15 protein-coding genes are annotated in these 18,478 nt (G+C 70.9%); 6 read left to right on the plus strand and 9 right to left on the minus strand.

Annotation, left to right across the window (positions count from 1 at the left end; all coding sequences use genetic code 11):
- Positions 1-7 precede the first annotated feature (7 nt).
- Positions 8-1,474 (minus strand): sigma-70 family RNA polymerase sigma factor, encoded by a 1,467-nt coding sequence (locus ADY59_RS01560; protein ID WP_049556725.1) that lies wholly within the window; start codon positions 1,472-1,474, stop codon positions 8-10.
- Positions 1,475-1,735: 261 nt separating this feature from the next.
- Between ADY59_RS01560 and ADY59_RS01565 the strand changes: the two genes are divergently transcribed.
- The 5 genes from ADY59_RS01565 to ADY59_RS01585 all read left to right on the plus strand — a co-directional run bounded on the left by ADY59_RS01565 (position 1,736) and on the right by ADY59_RS01585 (position 5,540).
- Entirely contained in the window at positions 1,736-2,695 is a 960-nt protein-coding gene (locus ADY59_RS01565; protein WP_049556727.1) for an ABC transporter ATP-binding protein, read from the plus strand.
- Positions 2,688-3,362 carry an ABC transporter permease gene (locus tag ADY59_RS01570; protein ID WP_049556728.1) on the plus strand — a complete coding sequence of 225 codons (675 nt, stop codon included), beginning with the start codon at positions 2,688-2,690 and terminating at the stop codon, positions 3,360-3,362. Before ADY59_RS01565 ends, ADY59_RS01570 begins: the two co-directional genes overlap by 8 nt.
- Positions 3,359-4,030, plus strand: coding sequence for an ABC transporter permease (locus tag ADY59_RS01575; RefSeq protein WP_049556730.1), 672 nt, complete (start codon positions 3,359-3,361; stop codon positions 4,028-4,030). The genes ADY59_RS01570 and ADY59_RS01575 overlap by 4 nt, the downstream gene beginning before the upstream one ends.
- Before the next feature lie 66 nt (positions 4,031-4,096).
- Positions 4,097-5,020 carry an ABC transporter substrate-binding protein gene (locus ADY59_RS01580; RefSeq protein WP_049556732.1) on the plus strand — a complete coding sequence of 308 codons (924 nt, stop codon included), beginning with the start codon at positions 4,097-4,099 and terminating at the stop codon, positions 5,018-5,020.
- Between the two features lie 37 nt (positions 5,021-5,057).
- Complete coding sequence (locus ADY59_RS01585; RefSeq protein WP_049556734.1) at positions 5,058-5,540, plus strand: flavin reductase family protein; 483 nt, start codon at positions 5,058-5,060, stop codon at positions 5,538-5,540.
- 222 nt (positions 5,541-5,762) lie between these two features.
- Here ADY59_RS01585 and sppA read toward each other — a convergent pair whose 3' ends face one another.
- The 4 genes from sppA to glgB all read right to left on the minus strand — a co-directional run bounded on the left by sppA (position 5,763) and on the right by glgB (position 13,038).
- On the minus strand, positions 5,763-7,460 hold the full coding sequence (sppA, locus tag ADY59_RS01590) for a signal peptide peptidase SppA (RefSeq protein WP_049556736.1): 1,698 nt from the start codon (positions 7,458-7,460) through the stop codon (positions 5,763-5,765).
- A 36-nt stretch (positions 7,461-7,496) separates the two neighbouring features.
- Entirely contained in the window at positions 7,497-8,822 is a 1,326-nt protein-coding gene (locus ADY59_RS01595; RefSeq protein WP_053174365.1) for a S8 family peptidase, read from the minus strand.
- 62 nt (positions 8,823-8,884) lie between these two features.
- On the minus strand, positions 8,885-10,804 hold the full coding sequence (locus tag ADY59_RS01600) for a S8 family peptidase (RefSeq protein WP_156325239.1): 1,920 nt from the start codon (positions 10,802-10,804) through the stop codon (positions 8,885-8,887).
- Positions 10,805-10,890: 86 nt separating this feature from the next.
- A complete protein-coding gene (gene glgB / locus ADY59_RS01605) occupies positions 10,891-13,038 on the minus strand; it encodes a 1,4-alpha-glucan branching protein GlgB (RefSeq protein ID WP_082309772.1) in 2,148 nt (715 codons plus the stop codon).
- Between the two features lie 145 nt (positions 13,039-13,183).
- Between glgB and ADY59_RS01610 the strand changes: the two genes are divergently transcribed.
- Positions 13,184-14,716 (plus strand): MFS transporter, encoded by a 1,533-nt coding sequence (locus tag ADY59_RS01610; protein WP_049556741.1) that lies wholly within the window; start codon positions 13,184-13,186, stop codon positions 14,714-14,716.
- Between the two features lie 22 nt (positions 14,717-14,738).
- Here ADY59_RS01610 and ADY59_RS01615 read toward each other — a convergent pair whose 3' ends face one another.
- The 4 genes from ADY59_RS01615 to treS form a co-directional block, all read right to left on the minus strand.
- Positions 14,739-15,059, minus strand: coding sequence for a DNA-binding protein (locus ADY59_RS01615; protein ID WP_231618492.1), 321 nt, complete (start codon positions 15,057-15,059; stop codon positions 14,739-14,741).
- A 77-nt stretch (positions 15,060-15,136) separates the two neighbouring features.
- Positions 15,137-15,385, minus strand: a complete 249-nt coding sequence (locus ADY59_RS01620) for a hypothetical protein (protein WP_049556745.1) — start codon at positions 15,383-15,385, stop codon at positions 15,137-15,139.
- A complete protein-coding gene (locus tag ADY59_RS01625; protein WP_049556747.1) occupies positions 15,345-16,745 on the minus strand; it encodes a maltokinase N-terminal cap-like domain-containing protein in 1,401 nt (466 codons plus the stop codon). Before ADY59_RS01625 ends, ADY59_RS01620 begins: the two co-directional genes overlap by 41 nt.
- 3 nt (positions 16,746-16,748) lie before the next feature.
- Positions 16,749-18,449, minus strand: coding sequence for a maltose alpha-D-glucosyltransferase (gene treS / locus ADY59_RS01630; RefSeq protein ID WP_049556749.1), 1,701 nt, complete (start codon positions 18,447-18,449; stop codon positions 16,749-16,751).
- Positions 18,450-18,478: the final 29 nt, after the last annotated feature.

Raw genomic sequence — 18,478 nt, forward strand, 5'->3', positions numbered from 1 at the left:
ACGGCCGTCATGGGCTGACGATCATCGGGACCGAGAAGAAGACGATCATCGCGATCACCACGCAGATCAGGAACCCGGTGACCTCCCAGGCCCAGTCATGGTGCCTGCGGCGCTTCTTCCCGGCCTTGCCCTTGGGCCGCGCGCCGGCCTTGCGCGGGCCCGGCGCCTTCCGGGGGGCCGGTGTCTGCCGCGCGGGCCTGGTCCGAGCCTCCGGGACGCTCGCCGCTAGAGCGTCCGTCCCGGACGTCTCCGTCCTCAGAAGGGTCTTCTCGGGCGCGTCCGCCGGTCCGGTGACGTCGCCGTCCGGGAGCGCCGCCTCCGGGGCCTCGCGGGACGCGGGCACGGGGGACGGCTCCGGTGGCAGGGGCATCCGGTAGACCGGCTCCTTGGCCTGCGTGCGGGGCGTGAACAGGGGCCCGGGGTCGCGCAGGCTCCGGATGTCGCCGACGGCGGGCAGCTCCTGGGTCACCGGCTCGTCGTCCAGCACGTCCGCCGGGACCGGCGCGGGCATGATGAAGGGCCGCTCCAGACGCGGCTCGGGATCGCGCGCGGGTGCGGGTGCGGGTGGTGGCGCGGGGGTGTCGGCGGCCGCCCTGCGCCTGGGCTCGAAGGCGGCGAACGGGGTGGCCGGGGCGGCCTCGAAGGCGCGGAACGACGACGGCCGGCCGGTGCGCTCCGGGGAGGGCGCCAACGGGTCGCGCAGCTTGGGCATCGGCGCCGTGGTGGCGTCGTGGTCGGGGACGCGCGACGGCGACGGCGGGGTGAGCAGTTCGGCGGGGAAGATGCCGGTGGTGCTCGCCGGGTCGGCCTGCCCCAGCGGCAGCGGCCAGGTGGGCGGCACGGGCCAGCGCGGCTTGACGAACATCGGCGCGGGCTCCGCCGTACGGGATCCCGCGAAGTGGACACGCAGCGCCGCCGGCGGCGTGGGCCACGGCAGGCGGCCCAGCACGTCGCGCAGCGGCGCGACCGACAGCGCGCCGTAGACGTCGGCGACCGGCTTGGACACGCGCCCGCCGGTGCCGGCCAGCGCCAGCCCGAGCGCCTGGGTGAATCGGTGCGCCACGCTGACCGCCAGCTCCTCGGCGGTGTCGGGCGCCACGTCGAGCACCCAGGCGAGCTCCTCCCGGTTCAGTCCGCACACCTGGCACAGCACGAGCACCTCGCGCTGTTGCGGGCGCAGCTCGCGCAGCGTCCGCTCGACCAGCGCCGAGGCGGGGTCGATGAGCGGATCGACGACGGGTGGCGCGTAGACGACGTCGCGGCGGAAGATCTCGCGACGGGCGTAGGCGTACAGGGCGGCACGCGGGGGCGGCTGCGACGGCACGCCGGCGAGCACGGTCGCCAGGACGTCTGCCGCGGAGCCCGGGTCGCCGAGCTGGTCCGCGCAGTACGCGAACAGCCCGGCGGCGTGACGGTCGTAGAGCTCTGCGATCAGCTCGGGACGCGAGTGCTGACCGGTGAGCGAGTGTGTCACGTGACCGGATCCTCTTACTGGAAAAGCGGACGCTGCGGGGTGAGGGTGCGGCGTCAGAGTATGTGGAGGCAATCATGCCAACTCCACCCAGGCCGGCGCACTACCAGATCACGAATTCGTACGGAATCGCAGGTCAGTGAACCGCTTAACCTCGGCCCGATGGGACAGACCACGCCCAATCGCCGTAGGGTGGTTGCCGTTAGATCATGCGGCGGTCGTGGCAGGGGGGCCTCGGCCCTGCCACGAAGCGGAAGGTCGCGCGTGATCACATTCGACGCTGTCACCAAACGCTACCCAGACGGAACGGTAGCCGTGGACCGCCTCAGCCTGGAGGCGCCCACGGGTGAGATCACCGTGTTCGTCGGCCCTTCGGGCTGCGGGAAGACGACGTCACTGCGGATGATCAACCGGATGATCGACGCCACCGAAGGGCGCATCCTGCTCGACGGGGAGCCGGTCCAGAACATCGACCCGCCGACGCTGCGGCGCGGCATCGGGTACGTGATCCAGCAGGCCGGTCTCTTCCCGCACCGGAAGATCCTGGACAACGTCGCCACGGTGCCCTACCTGCTCGGCTGGGATCGCGGGAAGGCCCGCGACCGAGCCATGGAGCTGCTGGAGCGCGTCGGGCTCGACCCGGCGCTGGCCGGGCGCTACCCGTTCCAGCTCTCCGGCGGGCAGCAACAGCGGGTGGGCGTGGCCAGGGCGCTGGCCGCCGATCCGCCGGTGCTGCTGATGGACGAGCCGTTCAGCGCCGTCGACCCGGTGGTCCGCACCAGCCTGCAGGACGAGCTGCTGCGGCTCCAGGCGGAGCTGAACAAGACGATCGTGTTCGTCACCCACGACATCGACGAGGCCATCAAGCTCGGCGACCGGGTGGCGGTGCTGCGCGTGGGCGGCAAGCTGGCGCAGCTCGCCGACCCCAAGACTCTGCTGTCGGAGCCGGCCGACGACTTCGTCCGTGAGTTCCTGGGCCGCGACCGGGGCATCCGCCGCCTGCAGTTCGTCTCCACCGAGGGCCTGCGGCTCCGTACCGACCTGCCGGCCCCCGAGGGGGCGGGCACCTACCTGCACGGCAAGGACTCCCTGCGGACCGCGCTCGACGCGGCGCTGCTGTCGCCCACGGGCAGCGCGGTGGCCGTGGACGAGCGGGGCGAGGTCGTCGGCGTGGCCACCAGGGAGGCGCTCGACGAGGCGCTGGCGGAGGCCGCGCATGGGTGACGGGCCGCCCACACTCTGGGAGTGGATCGCGCGCAACTGGGACACCGGGCGGGTCGGCAGCATCAGGGACCTGCTCGGCGACCACCTGCTCATGTCGCTCGTCCCGATCGTGCTCGGCCTGGTGCTGGCCCTGCCGCTGGGCCTGGCCAGCGTGCGGTGGCGGTGGCTCTACCAGCCGACCGCCGGCGTGTTCAACGTGATCTACGCGCTGCCGTCGCTGCCGCTGTTCATGCTGCTGATCTCGGTCACCGGGCTGTCGCCGATGACCGTGATCATCCCGCTCACCTTCTACGCGATGGCCGTGCTCATCCCGGCCGTGGTCGACGGGATCGGCTCGGTGCCGGCCCACGTCCGCCAGTCGGCGGTGGCCATGGGCTTCACGCCGCTGCGCCGCCTGGTCCAGGTCGAGCTGCCCATCGCCGCGCCCGTGGTGATCGCCGGTCTGCGGGTGGTCGCGGTCTCCAGCATCAGCCTGGTCAGCGTGGGCGCGCTGATCGGGCAGGGCGGGCTCGGCATGCTGTTCACCAGGGCCTACCAGAACCCGTTCCTGCCGCCGGTCGTCGTCGGCATCGTGCTCATCGTGGTGCTGGCCCTGGTCGCCGACGGGCTGCTGCTCCTGGCTCAGCGGCTGCTCACCCCGTGGGTGCGGGCGAGGGGGGCGTCGTGAACTGGCTGATCGACTTCTTCGGCGACCCCGCCCGGTGGTCGGGGCCCGACGGCATCCCCGCCCGGCTGCTGGAACACCTGGAGTTCTCCGCCCTGGCGCTCGTCCTGGCCATGCTGATCGCGGTGCCGCTCGGGCTGCTCATCGGCCACACCGGCCGGGGCGGGGTGCTCGTGGTCGTCACGGCCAACCTGGCCAGGGCGCTGCCGACGCTCGGCCTGCTGGTGCTGTTCGTGCTGCTGCTCGGCACCGCGTCGATCTGGCCGGTGATCATTCCGCTGGTGCTGCTGGCCGTGCCTCCGATCCTGGTCAACACGTTCGAGGGCATCAGGGGAGTGGATCCCGACCTGCGCGACGCGGCGTACGGGATGGGGCTGCGCGGCGGGCAGGTGCTCGGGCGGGTGCTGGTGCCCGTCGCGCTGCCGCTCATCCTGCTCGGGCTCAGGCTCTCGGCCATCCAGGTGGTCGCGACCACGACCGTCGCGGCCTACACCGGGCTGGGCGGGCTGGGCCGCTTCGTGATCGACGGGTTCGCGACGAAGGATTACGCGAGCGTCGTCGGGGGTTCAGTGTTGATTGTGCTGTTCGCGCTCGTGGTGCAGATCGCGTTCACCTTCGCGCAGAGGGTGACGGTCTCCCCGGGGGTGAGCCAACGCCTGAAGATTCGCTGATTTTTCGTACGACCTCCCGTAAGAAGGGGGCATTTTGACTACCTCCCGCAAGAAGGGGACATTTTGATGAGACGCATATTCAGCACCGCGGCGGTGGTCCTGTCCGCGGCGCTCACGCTGACCGCCTGCGGTGGCGGCGGCGGTGGGGGCAACCCGCTCGACACCACGAGCGCGGCGCCCACGGGCTCCGCCTCCAGTGGCGGGGGAACCGTCGTGATCGGCTCGTTCGACTTCGACGAGAGCGTGCTGCTCGGCTCGATCTACGCCCAGGCGCTTGAGGCCAAGGGCGTGACGGTCGAGGAGAAGCCCCGCATCGGCAGCCGCGAGGTCGTCTACGACCAGGTCAAGAGCGGCGGGCTCACGCTCGTGCCCGAGTACAACGGCAACCTGCTGGCCTTCATCGACCAGCAGAACAAGGCCGCGACCACCGAAGAGGTCAACGCCGCCTTGAAGGAGAAGCTCCCCGCGGAGCTCGAAGTGCTCGACTCCTCCCCGGCCGAGGACAAGGACACCCTGTCGATCAGCAAGGACACCCAGGCCAAGCAGTCGATCACCACGATGGAAGACCTGGCCAAGGTGTCGAAGGACATGATCGTGGGCGGCCCGCCGGAGTTCAAGAAGCGCTGGGAGGCCCCCTTCAAGGAGGTCTACGGCATCGAGTTCAAGCAGTGGAAGCCCACCGGCCCGGCCACGGCCGACGCCATCAAGGACGGCTCCATCCAGGTCGGCAACGTCTTCTCCACCGACCCGAAGATCACCGCCAACAACCTGGTGCCGCTCGAGGACACCAAGAACATCTTCCCCGCCCAGAACGTGACCCCGCTCCTGAACAAGGCCGGGGCCACCGACGCGGTGCGCACGACCCTCAACGAGATCTCCGCCAAGCTGACGACCGATTCGCTGCTCGACATGATGCAGAAGATCGCCGTCAACAAGGACGAGCCCGCCACGGTGGCCAAGGAATGGCTGACCGCGAACGGCCTCGGCTGACCCGCCCGGCGGGGGCCTCATCCGTGAGGCCCTCGCCGTGAGCGAGTTCACCGAGGCCATGGCACAGCTCGCGGGCGGCGTGGCGGTCGTCACCGTCCGCGACGGCCGCGACGACCTCGGCGTCACGGTCTCGGCCCTGCTGTCGGTCTCCCTGGCGCCGCCGCTCGTCCTGGTCAGCCTGTCCAGCGGCGGCTACCTCAGCGAGGTGCTGTGCCGCCAGGACCGCTGGGCGTGCTCCCTGCTCTCCTCCGGCCAGGCGGCCATGGCCAGCCGCTTCGCCGCGCCCGGCCGGCCCAGCGCCCGCCACCTCGTCGCCGGCGCCCCCCACCACCGCGGCCCCCATTCGGGCGCGCTGGTGCTGGAGGACGGCGTCGCCGCCCTTGAGGTGGAGACGTCGCAGGTGGTGCCGGCGGGGGACCACACGCTGTTCATCGCCCAGGTGCTCGCCGTCTCGTACGTGACCCCGTCACTCCAGCCGCTGGTACGGCTCCGCGGGCGGTATCGGGCGATGGACGGGTGACCTGACGTCCGCCCCCGTGGCATGTCCGCCGCTCATCGCTCCTCCTCCCCTCCTGCGACCGGCCAGATCTGACCGGTCGATGGTCTGAGGGCCCTCGCGCATCCGCTGGTACGCCGATCTCGGCGAGCGGCGCCAGTGGGCGGGCACCGCTGACGGAATGTGCGGTTGCCGTGCCCTGACGATCCACGCGCGAAGCGCGCCCCCCGGGGCGGCCCTCGCCGTTCAGCGGATGACGTACCAGGCGGGCAGGGAGAGGGGCCCGGCCGCGGGCAGCCCCAGCTCGGCCGACAGCCGTGCCAGCGGCCCCCAGGCGTCGAGCCGGACCCGGGCCAGCGCCGCCGCCCGGTCCTCGCTGGAGTCGGGCCCGCGCAGCCGCTCCAGCGGGTTGAGCCGCGGGAAGGTGCGCACCGGCGCGTCGTCGGACAGCCCGGCCCGCTTCCTGGCCAGGGCGAGCGCGTCCTCCAGGCCGCCGAGCTCGTCCACCAGCCCGCCGTCGCGGGCGTCGGCGCCGGTCCAGACGCGGCCCCTGGCCAGCTCGTGGGCCCGTTCGCGGGTCAGGGAGCGGCCTTCGGCGACCTTGCCCACGAAGTCGTCGTAGATGCGGTCGAGCCAGGCGTTGACCCGGGCCCACTGCTCGGGGGAGAAGCCGCGCGCGGTGGAGAACATGCCGGCGTTGGCGCCCTCGGCCACCATCTCGGAGGTGACGCCGATCCGCTCCAGCAGCTCCGACAGCACGGGCTTGCCGCCGAACACGCCGATGGAGCCGGTCAGCGTGCCCGGCTGGGCGACGATCACGTCGGCGGCCATGGAGACGAAGTAGCCGCCGGACGCGGCCAGGTCGCCCATGGACACGATGATCGGCTTGACCTTGCGGGTGAGCACGACCTCGCGCCAGACGGTGTCGGAGGCGACGTACGAGCCGCCGGGGCTGTCGACGCGGAACACGACGGCCTTGACGTGCTCGTCGCGCCGGGCCGCCCGCAGCGCGGCGCTGACCGTGTCGGAGCCCATGGCGCCGCTGCCGCCGAGCGGGCTGCGGCCGGAGCGGCCGCTGCGGATCTGGCCCATGCCGTGGACGAGCGCGATGCCGTCGGCGGTCGGGTTGGGCATCTTGCGCACGGCGGCGGCCTTGGCGTAGCGGGAGACGTAGAGCAGGTGCGCCTCGTCGCCGGCGGCACGCTTGACCTCGTCGTACACCTCGTCGCGGTAGGCCAGGCCGTCGACCAGCCCGGCCTGGAGCGCCTCGGGGCCGATGAACGGGCCCTGGTCGAACAGCTCGCGGACCTTGGCCGGGTCGAGCCGGCGGCCGTCGGCGATGCCGGCGGTGAGCTGGCCGGTGACGGACTCGACGATCCGGCTGATCGACTCGCGGTGCGGCTCGGTCATGTGGTCGTGGGTGAAGGTGTTGGCGGCGGTCTTGTACTCGTGCCGCTGGCCCATCTCGTAGCCGACGCCGAGCTTGGTCAGCGCGCCCTTGACGAAGCGCTGCTCCATGGCGATGCCGGTCAGCCCGACGTCGCCGCTGGGCTGCAGGTAGACGCGTTCGAAGGCGCTGGCCAGGTAGTAGGGCACGGTGCCGCTGCCGAACTCGCCGAACGTCTCGCCGAAGGCCACGGTCAGCTTGCCCGAGGCGCGGAAGTGCACCACGGCCTGGCGCAGCTCCTGGACGGTGGCCAGGCCCAGCGGATTGCCGCCGATCTTCACGATGAGCGCCTTGACCCGGGAGTCCTGCCTGGCGCGCTTGAGCCCGGCCAGCACGTCGGACAGGCGCGGCTTGCGCATGGAGAGCACGGCGGCGAGCGGGTCGGCGGGCGGGCCCTCGATCACCCCTTCGGTGAGGTCCAGTTCCAGCACCAGGGGCGCGGTGCGCCGCTGACGGAGCTTGCCGACGGTTTCGATGATCGCTTTGCCTGCGTCCATGAAGCCACCCTAAGCGGCAGGAGCCGGACGTGCGGGTCAGACCTGGGGCGTGCCCGCGGTGGCTGCGCCCAGGTCGATGCGGGCGGTGGCGACGGAGGTGTATTCGATGCGCAGGCCCGTGGTCTGCAGCCGCTGCAGCGCCTGCGTGGCGGTCAGGTTCGGGAAGGCCTGCTTCAGCAGCGCAAAGCTGCCCGCCACGTGCGGGGCGGCCATCGACGTGCCGCTCATCAGCCCGTACGCGTCGTCCGGCACCGAGGCGTTGACGTCCACGCCGGGCGCGAGCAGGTCGAGCAGTGTCCCCCGGTTGGAGAACGTGGCGATCCGGTTGGTGTCGTCGGTGGCGCCGACGGTGACGGCGCTGGATACGCAGGCGGGGGAGGCGACGGCGTCGGTCCATCCGTCGTTGCCGGCCGCGACGACCGGGGTGGTGCCGAGCGCCAGCAACTGGTCGAACTGCGGCTTGAGGGCGCCCGCGCCCGGGTCGGCGTCGCAGTGCTGCCGGTGCGGCCCGCCGCCGCCGAGGCTCATGTTGACGGCGGCCACGTTGCGTTCCTTGGCGACTTTCGCGAGGTACTCCAGCGCCAGCTTCTGGTCGGAGGTGTAGCTCAGGAGGCACGGCGTCTGCGCGCCGCAGGTGGCGGTGCTGTTGATGCGGGTGAAGACCTGGATGGGCAGGATGCCCGCCTCCGGGGCGACGCCGTCGGCGGGGGCGCCGGTGGCCATCTTGCCCGCGGCGATGCCGGCCACGTGGGTGCCGTGGTCGCAGTGGTTGGCGCCGCCGGCCAGGCACTGCTGGGTCTCGGCGTCGGCGGCTCCGGGCCCGGTCTGGTTGGACTGGCCGTTCGGGCACAGTGAGACGGCCTCGCCGGCCGCGTCGGAGGTGGAGAAGCAGGCCTCGTCCACGATCCGGCCGGCCAGGAACGGGTGGTCGCGGTCGATGCCGGTGTCGAGCACGGCGACGGTGGTGCCCTTGCCGGTCCAGCCTGCCGCGTGCGCCTTGTCCGCGCCGATCACCTTGGTGGTCTCGGCCAGGAACGGCTTGCTCAGCCCGTCCTCGTACACGGCCTTGACCCGCGAGTCCTTCTTGAGGTGCGCCAGCGCGGCGGCGTCGATCTCGGCGACGAAGAACGTCGGCGACTCGGTGGCCTCCAGCACCCTGGCGGAGGAGGAGCCCTTCTCGACGTCGCCGGCCACGGCGCTGACGCTCTGGCCGGGCTTGACCTCGATGATCGAGCGCACCTTCTGGCGCGCGTCGATCTGGGCGATCAGGGCCGGGCTGATCACCGGGTCACCGGCGTCGGCCTGCCCGGCGGCCGTCGCGGCGAGGACGGTCGAGGTCGTGGCCAGGGCCACCAGGAGCATGCGTCTCACGGTCGGACAGATGCCCGCACGTGGTGCGCCTGATGTCCGGGTTTCCTGAGTGATTAACGAGTTTTGAGAACGTTCGCGGCTGCCTTCTTGAGTGCCGCGCTCGTGGGCTTAGCGGTGAGACGCACCTTTTCTGAGGCGTTGAGGACCTTGGTGTTGTTCATCCCGTGCGCCCAGTTGAGCCAGCCGGTGAGCAGGGCGCTGTCGAGCCGCTGCTTGCCCGTCTTGCCCGCCTTGAGCACTCGGTACGCCTTGCCCAGCGACGAGGCCTTGGTCAGCTCGGGGAAGACCTTGCTGGCCTTGTGCGCGAGCTTGAGATAGCAGGTCAGGGTCGCGTCGTCGATCGAGCCGGTGCCCCGGTAGATCTCCACGGCCCACTGCTTGGTGGTCATCCGCTTGCCCGTCGTGCCGCGTGTGCAGACGGCGGCGGCCTTGGCGGTGGGGGCGGCGGTGGCGGTGACCGTCACCGTGACGGTGACGGTCGGCAGCGGGACCGGCGTCGGGTCCGGATCCGCCGGGTCATCGGGCTCGGGCGTGGGGCCGCTGTCCGTCGGCTCCGGCTCGGGGTCCGTGCCGGGGTCGGAGTCGTCGCCCGGGAAGTCCGGCAGGGTGGGCGGGCTCTGGCTGATATCCGGCTGCGGCGCCGCGCCGGCCAGCGCGGCCGCCAGGTCCAGGCGCGGCGTGCGCACCTGGACGCCGTTGGCCTGATAGACGTACGGCCTGCCGGTCGTCTTGAGCTTGTCGATCAGCTCCGGCATCGGCGTCTGCGGTGCGGCGGCCTTCATCAGGGCCAGCGCCCCGGCCACGTGCGGGGTCGCCATCGAGGTGCCGCTGTAGACGGTCATCTGGTTGTCCGGCACCGACGACTCGATGTCCACGCCCGGCGCGAACAGGTCGAGCAGCGCGCCCCGGTTGGAGAAGTCGGCGATGGCGTCGCCGTCGTCGTTCGCGCCCACGGCCACGGCGGAGGTGATGCAGGCCGGGTAGGACGCGCCCTCGAAGTACTCGTTGCCGGCGGCGACCACGGTCGCGATGCCCTTGGCCAGCAGGGCGTCGATCTTCGGCTTGAGTACCTGGCCCTCCTCGCTGGTGTCGCAGGAGGTGTCGGACGGCATGCCGCCCAGGCTCAGGTTCACCGCGGCGATCGGGGCGGTCAGCGACGCCACGTGGTCCATGGCCAGCCGCAGCGACGACTCGAAGGCCAGCAGGCAGACCGGTTCGCCGCACACGTCCACGTCGTCGACCCGGCTGAACACCTGGATGGCGATGATCCCGGCGCCGGGCGCGACGCCGCCGGTGCCCGCGGCGATGCCCGCCACGTGGGTGCCGTGGTCGCACAGGTTCGTGCCGCCGGCCAGGCACATGGGGGTGACGGCGTCGGCCGCGCCGGGGCCGGTCTGGCTGGTCTGCTTGTTCGGGCAGAGGGATTCGACGCCCTGGTCGACGGCCGAGAAGCAGGCTTCGTCGGTGATCCGGCCGGCGAAGAACGGGTGGTCGCGGTCGATGCCGGTGTCCAGGACGACGATGTTCTGCCCGGTCCCGGTGAAGCCGGCGGCGTGCGCCTTGTCGGCGCCGATCTGCGGGATGCTGGAGATCAGCGACGGCGGGTAGGCGCGGTCGCGGTGGATGGAGGTCACCTTCGGGTCCTCGGCGAGCGCCGCCAGTTCCTCGGCGGTGCCCTCGACGACGACGAACGGCTGGCTCTGCGGCTGCAGCAGCACCTCGGCCTTGCCGATCTCGGACACCGCGGCCGGTATCGGCTCGGTCAGCTCCACGATGGCCCGCACGGTGCCGCCGTCGACGCCTAACCCTTCCTCGACCTTCTCCTCGGGGGTTGAGGGAGTGGGCGTCGGTGTGGGTGTCGGGGCCGGGGTGGCGGTCGGGACGGGTGCGGCCGTCGGATCGGCGGCGAGGGCGGGCGCCGAGGGCAGCAGCGCGAGCACGAGCGAGCACACGATCAGGGGGCGAAATCGCACCGGCGTCCTCCGAGAAGGGATGATCTCGGAGTTTAGGGCGATTTGTCCCTCAGAAACAGGGCTGAAGCCCCTTTCTCACCAGACTTTCAGGCACCCTTCGTCAACCAGACAGCTCCCAGCGGCGGCACCCGCAGCGTCGTCGAATAGGGCAGCCCATGACACGGCTCCTCGACTGCCTCGATCACGCCCATGTTCCCGACGCCGCTGCCCCAGTACTCGTAGGCGTCGGTGTTGACCGCCTCCGTCCACTCCCCGCCGTACGGCAGGCCCAGCCGGTAGCTCTCGTGCGGCCCGCCGCTGAAGTTGACCACGCACGCCACCGCGGACCCGTCGGCCGCGTAACGCAGGAACGACAGCGTGTTGCCCGGGGCGTCGTCGGCGTCGATCCACCGGAACCCGTCAGGCGTCGAGTCCTGCTCCCACATCGCCGGGGTGTCGCGGTAGAGCCGGTTCAGGTCGCGCACCAGCCGCTGCACGCCCTGGTGGCCGTCGAACTCCAGCACCCACCAGTCGAGCCCGCGCTCCTCCGACCACTCCGAGCCCTGGCCGAACTCCCCGCCCATGAACAGCAGCTGCTTGCCCGGATGCGCCCACATGAACGCCAGCAGCGCCCGCAACTGGGCGAAGCGCTGCCACTCGTCGCCGGGCATCTTGCCCATCAGCGAGCCCTTGCCGTGCACCACCTCGTCATGAGACAGCGGCAGCACGTAGTTCTCCGAATAGGCGTAGATCAGCGAGAACGTCATCTGATGGTGGTGGTACTGCCGGAAGACCGGCTCATGCCGGAGATATTCCAGCGTGTCGTGCATCCAGCCCATGTTCCACTTGAACCCGAACCCGAGCCCGCCCAGGTGCGCCGGTCGTGACACGCCCGGCCACGCCGTCGACTCCTCGGCCACGGTGGTGATGCCCGGCGCCTCCCGGTAGCAGACCGCGTTCATCTCCTTGATGAACTCGACGGCGTCCAGGTTCTCGCGCCCGCCGTAGACGTTGGGGGTCCACTCGCCCTCGCGCCGCGAGTAGTCCAGGTAGAGCATCGACGCCACCGCGTCCACCCGCAGCCCGTCGACGTGGAACTCCTTCAGCCAGTAGACCGCGTTGGCGACCAGGAAGTTGCGCACCTCCCTGCGGCCGAAGTCGAACACGTACGTCCCCCAGTCGGGGTGCTCGCCCCTGGCCGGGTCGGCGTGCTCGTACAGCGGGGTGCCGTCGAAGCGGGCCAGCGCCCAGTCGTCCATCGGGAAGTGCGCCGGCACCCAGTCGAGCAGCACGCCGATGCCGCGCTGGTGCATCCGGTCGACGAACCGGCGGAACTCGTCGGGCGTGCCGAAGCGGGCCGTCGGCGCGTAGTAGGAGGTCACCTGGTAGCCCCACGAGCCGCCGAACGGGTGCTCGGCCACCGGCAGCAGCTCCACGTGCGTGAACCCCATGTCGGCCACGTACTCCGAGAGCTGCTCGGCGAGCTCCAGGTAGGACAGGCCGGGCCGCCACGAGCCCAGGTGCACCTCGTAGATGCTCATCGGCCCGCGCTGCGCCTGCTTGTCGCGGCGCGCGGCCATCCACGCGTCGTCCTCCCAGGTGTAGAGCGACTCCTCCACGACCGAGGCGGTCTGCGGCGGCACCTCCGTCCGGCGCGCCATCGGGTCGGCCTTGTCCCGCCACACGCCGTCGGCGCCCAGGATCTGGTACTTGTACCGCTCGCCCGCCTCCAGACCGGGGACGAACAGCTCCCACACGCCCGAACGGCCCAGCGACCGCATCGGGTAGGCGGTGCCGTCCCAGTGGTTGAAGTCGCCGACGACCCGGATGCCGCGCGCGTTGGGCGCCCAGACGGCGAACGCGGTGCCGTGCACGTCCTGGTGCTCCATCACGCGGGCGCCGAGCACCTCCCACAGCCGCTCGTGCCGCCCCTCGCCGATCAGGTGCAGGTCCACCTCGCCCAGCGTCGGCCAGTGCCGGTACGGGTCGCGCGTCTCGTGCGGCTCGCCCCCGGGGTACTGGACGCTCAGCGTGTAGCCGGGCACCTTGTCCAGCCCCTGCACCGTGGTCTCGAACACGCCGTGGGCCTGGTGCTTGAGGTCGTGGGTGGTGCCGTCGTCCAGCACCACCCGGACCCGTTCGGCGAGCGGGCGCAGCGCCCGGAAGGTGACTCCACCCGCGACGGGGTGCGCCCCCAGCACCGAGTGCGGATCATGGTGCGCCCCGCCCGCGAGGCGGTCGAGCTCTGTCCTCATCGGCATGCTCCCAACCCTGCCCTACGACGACCGTCCAACCCAGCCACTGCCCGCTTTCACCGAGACAATCACCGAAAGTGCGGAATCTTGGGTTTATCGGGAAGTCCTTGACCTCAAGCGCAATTGAGTTCCTAGCGTTCCATGCATGAACATAGAACGTGCTGGCAGGCGGGAGTGGATCGGCCTGGCCGTCCTCATCCTGCCGACGCTGCTGCTTTCCATTGACGTGAGCGTGCTGCACCTGGCCGCGCCGGCGCTGAGCGAGGACCTGCGGCCGACCGGGGCGCAGTTGTTGTGGATCAACGACATCTACGGCTTCCTCATCGCCGGATTCCTGATCACCATGGGCACGATCGGCGACCGCGTCGGGCGCAGGCGGCTGCTGCTGATCGGCGCGGCGGCCTTCGCCGTGGCCTCCGCGCTGGCCGCCTACGCGCCGAGCGCCGAGGTGCTCATCGCGGCGCGGGCGCTGCTGGGCATCGCCGGGGCGACGCTGATGCCGTCCACGCTGGCGTTGATCCGCAACATGTTCCACGATCCCGCCCAGCGGACCACGGCCATCAGCCTGTGGATGGTCGGGTTCACCGGCGGCATGGTGATCGGCCCGCTGGTGGGCGGCGCCCTGCTGGAGAACTTCTGGTGGGGGTCGGCGTTCCTGCTGGGCGTGCCGGTGATGGCGGTGCTGCTCGTGGCCGGTCCGCTGCTGCTGCCTGAATACCGCGCTCCCGACCCCGGCCGGCTCGACCTGGTCAGCGTCGTGCTGTCGGTCGTGGCCGCCCTCACCGCCACCTACGGCGTCAAGGAGCTGGCCGCCGGCGAGCCCGGCCCTCTCGCCGTCGCCGCCCTGGTCACCGGCCTGGTGCTGGCCGTCGTCTTCATCCGGCGGCAGCGCACGATCGCCGACCCGCTGCTGGACCTCAAGCTGTTCGCCGAGCGTCGTTTCAGCGGCTCGCTCGCCAGCCTGATGCTCGTCATCCTGGTCGGCCCCGGCATCGGCCTGCTCGCCGGGCAGTACATGCAGCTCGTCGCCGGGCTGTCGCCGCTGGAGGCCGGTCTGTGGACGCTGCCGTCCACCGCGGCCGTCATCGCCGGCTTCGTGGTGGCGCCGCTGCTGGCCCGCCGCATCAGGCCCGGGTACGTGTCCGCCGCGGGGCTCGTGCTGGGCGCGGGCGGTCTGCTGCTGATCACCCAGCCCGGACTCGGGCCGCTGGTGGCCGGTCAGACGCTGTTCTTCCTCGGCGCGTCGCCGCTGCTGGTGCTGGGCACCGACATGGTCGTCGGCTCCGCCCCGCCGGAGCGGTCGGGCTCGGCGGCGGCGCTGTCGGAGACGGCCCAGGAGTTCGGCGGCGCGCTCGGCCTGGCGATCTTCGGCAGCATCGCGGCCGCCGTCTACACCGCGCGGCTCGCCGTACCGCGAGGCGTCTCCCCGGAGGCGGCAGAGGCGGCCGCCGACACGCTCGGCGGCGCGCCGGCGGTCGCGGCGCAGCACCCCTCGCCCATCGCGGGCGCGCTTCTCGACACGGCCCGCGCCGCCTTCGGCGACGGTCTGGCCACCGCCGCCGCGACCGGCGCGTTCACCCTCCTGGTCGCCGCGGCCCTCGCCGCGACCACCCTGCGGCGTGTCCCGGCGCTCGCCGCCGCCGGACGAGCGGACACTCCCGTGCCGGCCCGCGACTGACGTCCGCCCGCCGCCTGTCGCCTCAGATGCCGACGAACTGGACCCGGCCGCCGCACAGCCGGGCCATGTCGTCGACGTCGGAGGTCAGCATGACCACCGGGCCGGGCTGACGTAGTGCCATCTCGGCGACCGTCGCGTCGATCGCGTACTTGTGACCATGCAGGCCCGCGGCCTTGAGCAGCCTCGCGGACGCCTTCGCCGTACGCTCGGTCACCGGCTCGACCCTGACCCGGGAAAGCACCCATTGCAGGCGGGGCAGGTTCGCCCTCGCGTGGCTGACTTCCACGATGGTGTTGGCGCCGATGACGAAATCGGCGCCCATGGTATGGAACACCTGGAACATCGCGAGGAGCTCACGGTCCTCCGCCAGCCAGGCGGAGACTCCCTGAGAGTCCAGGACGACGGTTTCGACATGTTTGATCACGCGACGTGCGCCGAGCCGCCGGGTTCTGTCCCGCCGAAGATCCTGGCGTGTGCCCGGGCCAGCTCCTCCTCGCTGAACTCGCCGTGCTCCTCCTGGTGGCGAAGCAGGTCGGCGGCGAGGAGCTGGTGCCGCAGCTGGCGTGCCACCGCCTCGGCGACATAGCTGGAGACGTTGTCGGTGAGCTTCCTGAGCTCGGCGACCTGGTCATTCGGCAACGTCACGGTGATGCGGGTCGTGTCTGCCATCAGGCAAGCATACTGCGGTATGACGGAAGGCGGCCAGGGGGATCGACACCCAGGCCGGGCGGTTGCGGGCCTCGTAGACGACCTCGTAGACGGCCTTCGACAGCTCGAACGCGCGCAGCAGAGCCGCGTCGCCCGGTGTGATCACGCCGCCGCCCTGCAGGTAGCCGTCGAGGAACGCCGCCCGGTTGCGGGCGGCCCACTCGTCGGCCTTGGGCTCCAGCTTCTCCGCCTCGGCGTGACCGGCCAGCAGGTGCCGGGCCGCGTAGTCGAACGAGCGCAGCATCCCGGCCACGTCCCGCAGCGGCGAGGACAAGGCCCGGCGCTCGGCCAGCGGCTGGCCGGGCTCGCCCTCGAAGTCGAGCACCACCCAGTCGCTGGTGGTGCGCATCACCTGGCCGAGGTGGTAGTCGCCGTGCACGCGCTGCACGGGCACCTCGGTGGTGAGCTCCTCCACCTGGTGGTAGGCGGACTCCAGGACGCCGACGTGCGGGCGCAGCTCGGGCACCTCGGCGACGGCCCGGCCCAGCCTGCGCCGGAACCCCTCGGCCATCCGCTTGACCTCGTGCATCTCGACCACGCCGGTGGGGAAGGCGGCGGCCAGCTCCCGGTGGACGGTCGCGGTGGCCGCGCCGAGCCTGGTCGCCTCGGCCGCGAAGTCGCCGCCCGCCTCGGCGGCCGATATTCCGGACAGCGAGTTGTACAGGTCCCGCACGCTGGTGAGGGCCAGGTCCCAGCCGTCGGTGGAGTTCGACAGGAACTCCTGCATGATCGCCAGCGTCGTCGGAGTGCCGTCCAGGTCGGTCTCGATCCACCCGTACGGCTGGGCGATGTGCGGCGCATCGCGTTCGGCCAGCGCGGTGACGACCTCCAGTTCGGGGTTCACACCCGGGATGAGCCGCCGGAACAGCTTGCAGATGTACGCGTCCCCGAACACCAGCGAGGTGTTGGACTGCTCGGCCCCCAGCACGAGGCTGCGCGGCGAGGTGTCGATCTCGACGCCGGGCAGGTGCCGGAACCGCACGCCGTCCTGGCCGGAGCCGTCCGCCATCGACTCCAGCATCCAGTGGGTCAGCTCGTTGTCGTGGACCGCGTCGTACGCCGACCATTCGACGCCGCCGGTCGCGTACGGCCCGATGAGGGCGTGGGTGAGCGTGTCGGGGAGCTCGGTGCGCAGCCCGAGCAGGAGCTGGTAGCGCTCGCGGGAGCCGTCCTGCCACACCGAGGCGATCAGGTGGCGCAGGCAGGGGTCGCCCGCCTGGACGACGACGTCCGAGTCGATCGACAGGGAGTCGATCGGGCGCCCCTTGCCACCGAACCAGCGCTGTCTGCTGATCCATGCGGCAAGGAGCTCGTCAAGCACGTCTTACTCCTCCTGGGTTACGGCCGGCGGGAGGGTGAACCAGTAGAACCCATGCCCAGGAAGCGTCAAAAGATACGGAAGTTCGCCAATTGCCGGGAATGGCACCCCGCCCATCGTCTCCACGGGGGAGACTCCGACGAACCTGCGCAGGTCCAGTTCCACCGGCTGCGGGAAGCGGGACAGGTTGTTCACGCAGAGCATGCGGTCGTCGCCCAGTTCCCGGACGAAGGCCAGCACGCTCGGGTTGGAGGAGTTGAGCTCGGCGAACTCGCCCAGGCCGAAGACCGGGTGGCGTTTGCGGATCTCGATCATGCGCCTGGTCCAGTGGAGCAGCGAGCCCGCGTTCTTCTGCTGAGCCTCGACGTTGAGCCCCTGGTAGCCGTAGATCGGGTCCATGATGACCGGCAGGTAGAGGCGGCCGGGGTCGCAGTCGGAGAACCCGGCGTTGCGGTCGGGGTCCCACTGCATGGGCGTGCGGACGCCGTCGCGGTCACCGAGCCAGATGTTGTCGCCCATGCCGATCTCGTCGCCGTAGTAGAGCACGGGGGAGCCGGGCAGCGACAGGAGCAGGGCGGTGAACAGCTCGATCTGGTTGCGGTCGTTCTCCAGCAGGGGCGCCAGGCGGCGGCGGATGCCGACGTTGGCCCGCATGCGGGGGTCCTTGGCGTACTCGGTGTACATGTAGTCGCGTTCCTCGTCGGTCACCATTTCGAGGGTCAGCTCGTCGTGGTTCCGGAGGAAGATCCCCCATTGGCAGTTCTCCGGGATCTTCGGCGTCTGGGCCAGGATCTCGGAGATGGGGTAGCGGGACTCCCGGCGCACGGCCATGAAGATGCGCGGCATCAGCGGGAAGTGGAAGGCCATGTGGCACTCGTCGCCGCCGCCCACCGGGTCGCCGAAGTACTCGACCACGTCCGACGGCCACTGGTTGGCCTCGGCCAGCAGCACCCGGTCCGGGTATAGCCGGTCCACCTCGGTGCGGATCCGCTTGAGGTACTCGTGCGTGCGCGGCAGGTTCTCGCAGTTGGTGCCCTCTTCTTCGAACAGGTACGGCACCGCGTCCAGCCGGAAGCCGTCGATGCCCAGGTCGAGCCAGAAGCGCAGCACCTCCAGCATCGCGTCCTGCACGTCCGGGTTCTCGTAGTTGAGGTCCGGCTGGTGGTGGAAGAAGCGGTGCCAGTAGTACTGGCCGCGGACCGGGTCGTAGGTCCAGTTGGAGGTCTCGGTGTCGATGAAGATGATCCGGGCGTCGGAATAGGCGCTGTCGGAGTCGGACCAGACGTAGAAGTCGCCGTACGGGCCCTCCGGGTCGTGCCGGGACGCCTGGAACCACGGGTGGGCGTCGCTGGTGTGGTTCATCACCAGGTCCGCGACGACCCGCATGCCGCGTTTGTGGGCTTCGTCGACGAGCTTCACGAAGTCTCCCAGATCCCCGAACTCGGGCAGGATCTTCATGAAGTCCGCGATGTCGTAACCGCCGTCGCGCAGCGGCGACTCGTACAGCGGCAGCAGCCAGAGGCAGTCGACGCCGAGCCACTGGAGATAGTCGAGCTTGCCGATCAGGCCCTTGATGTCACCGGTGCCGTCGCCGTTGGAATCGGCGAAACCCCTGATCAGCACCTCATAGAACACCGCGCGCTTGTACCATTGCGGATCGCGCGGCTTCTCCTCGTCGAAGGAGTTGGGAATAGGTGTGGAGCTCATGAGCTGCCCCCTCGGGGGCTCATGAGGGA

The sequence above is a fragment of the Nonomuraea sp. SBT364 genome (assembly GCF_001083785.1).
In the GTDB taxonomy this organism is placed as follows: Bacteria; Actinomycetota; Actinomycetes; order Streptosporangiales; family Streptosporangiaceae; genus Nonomuraea.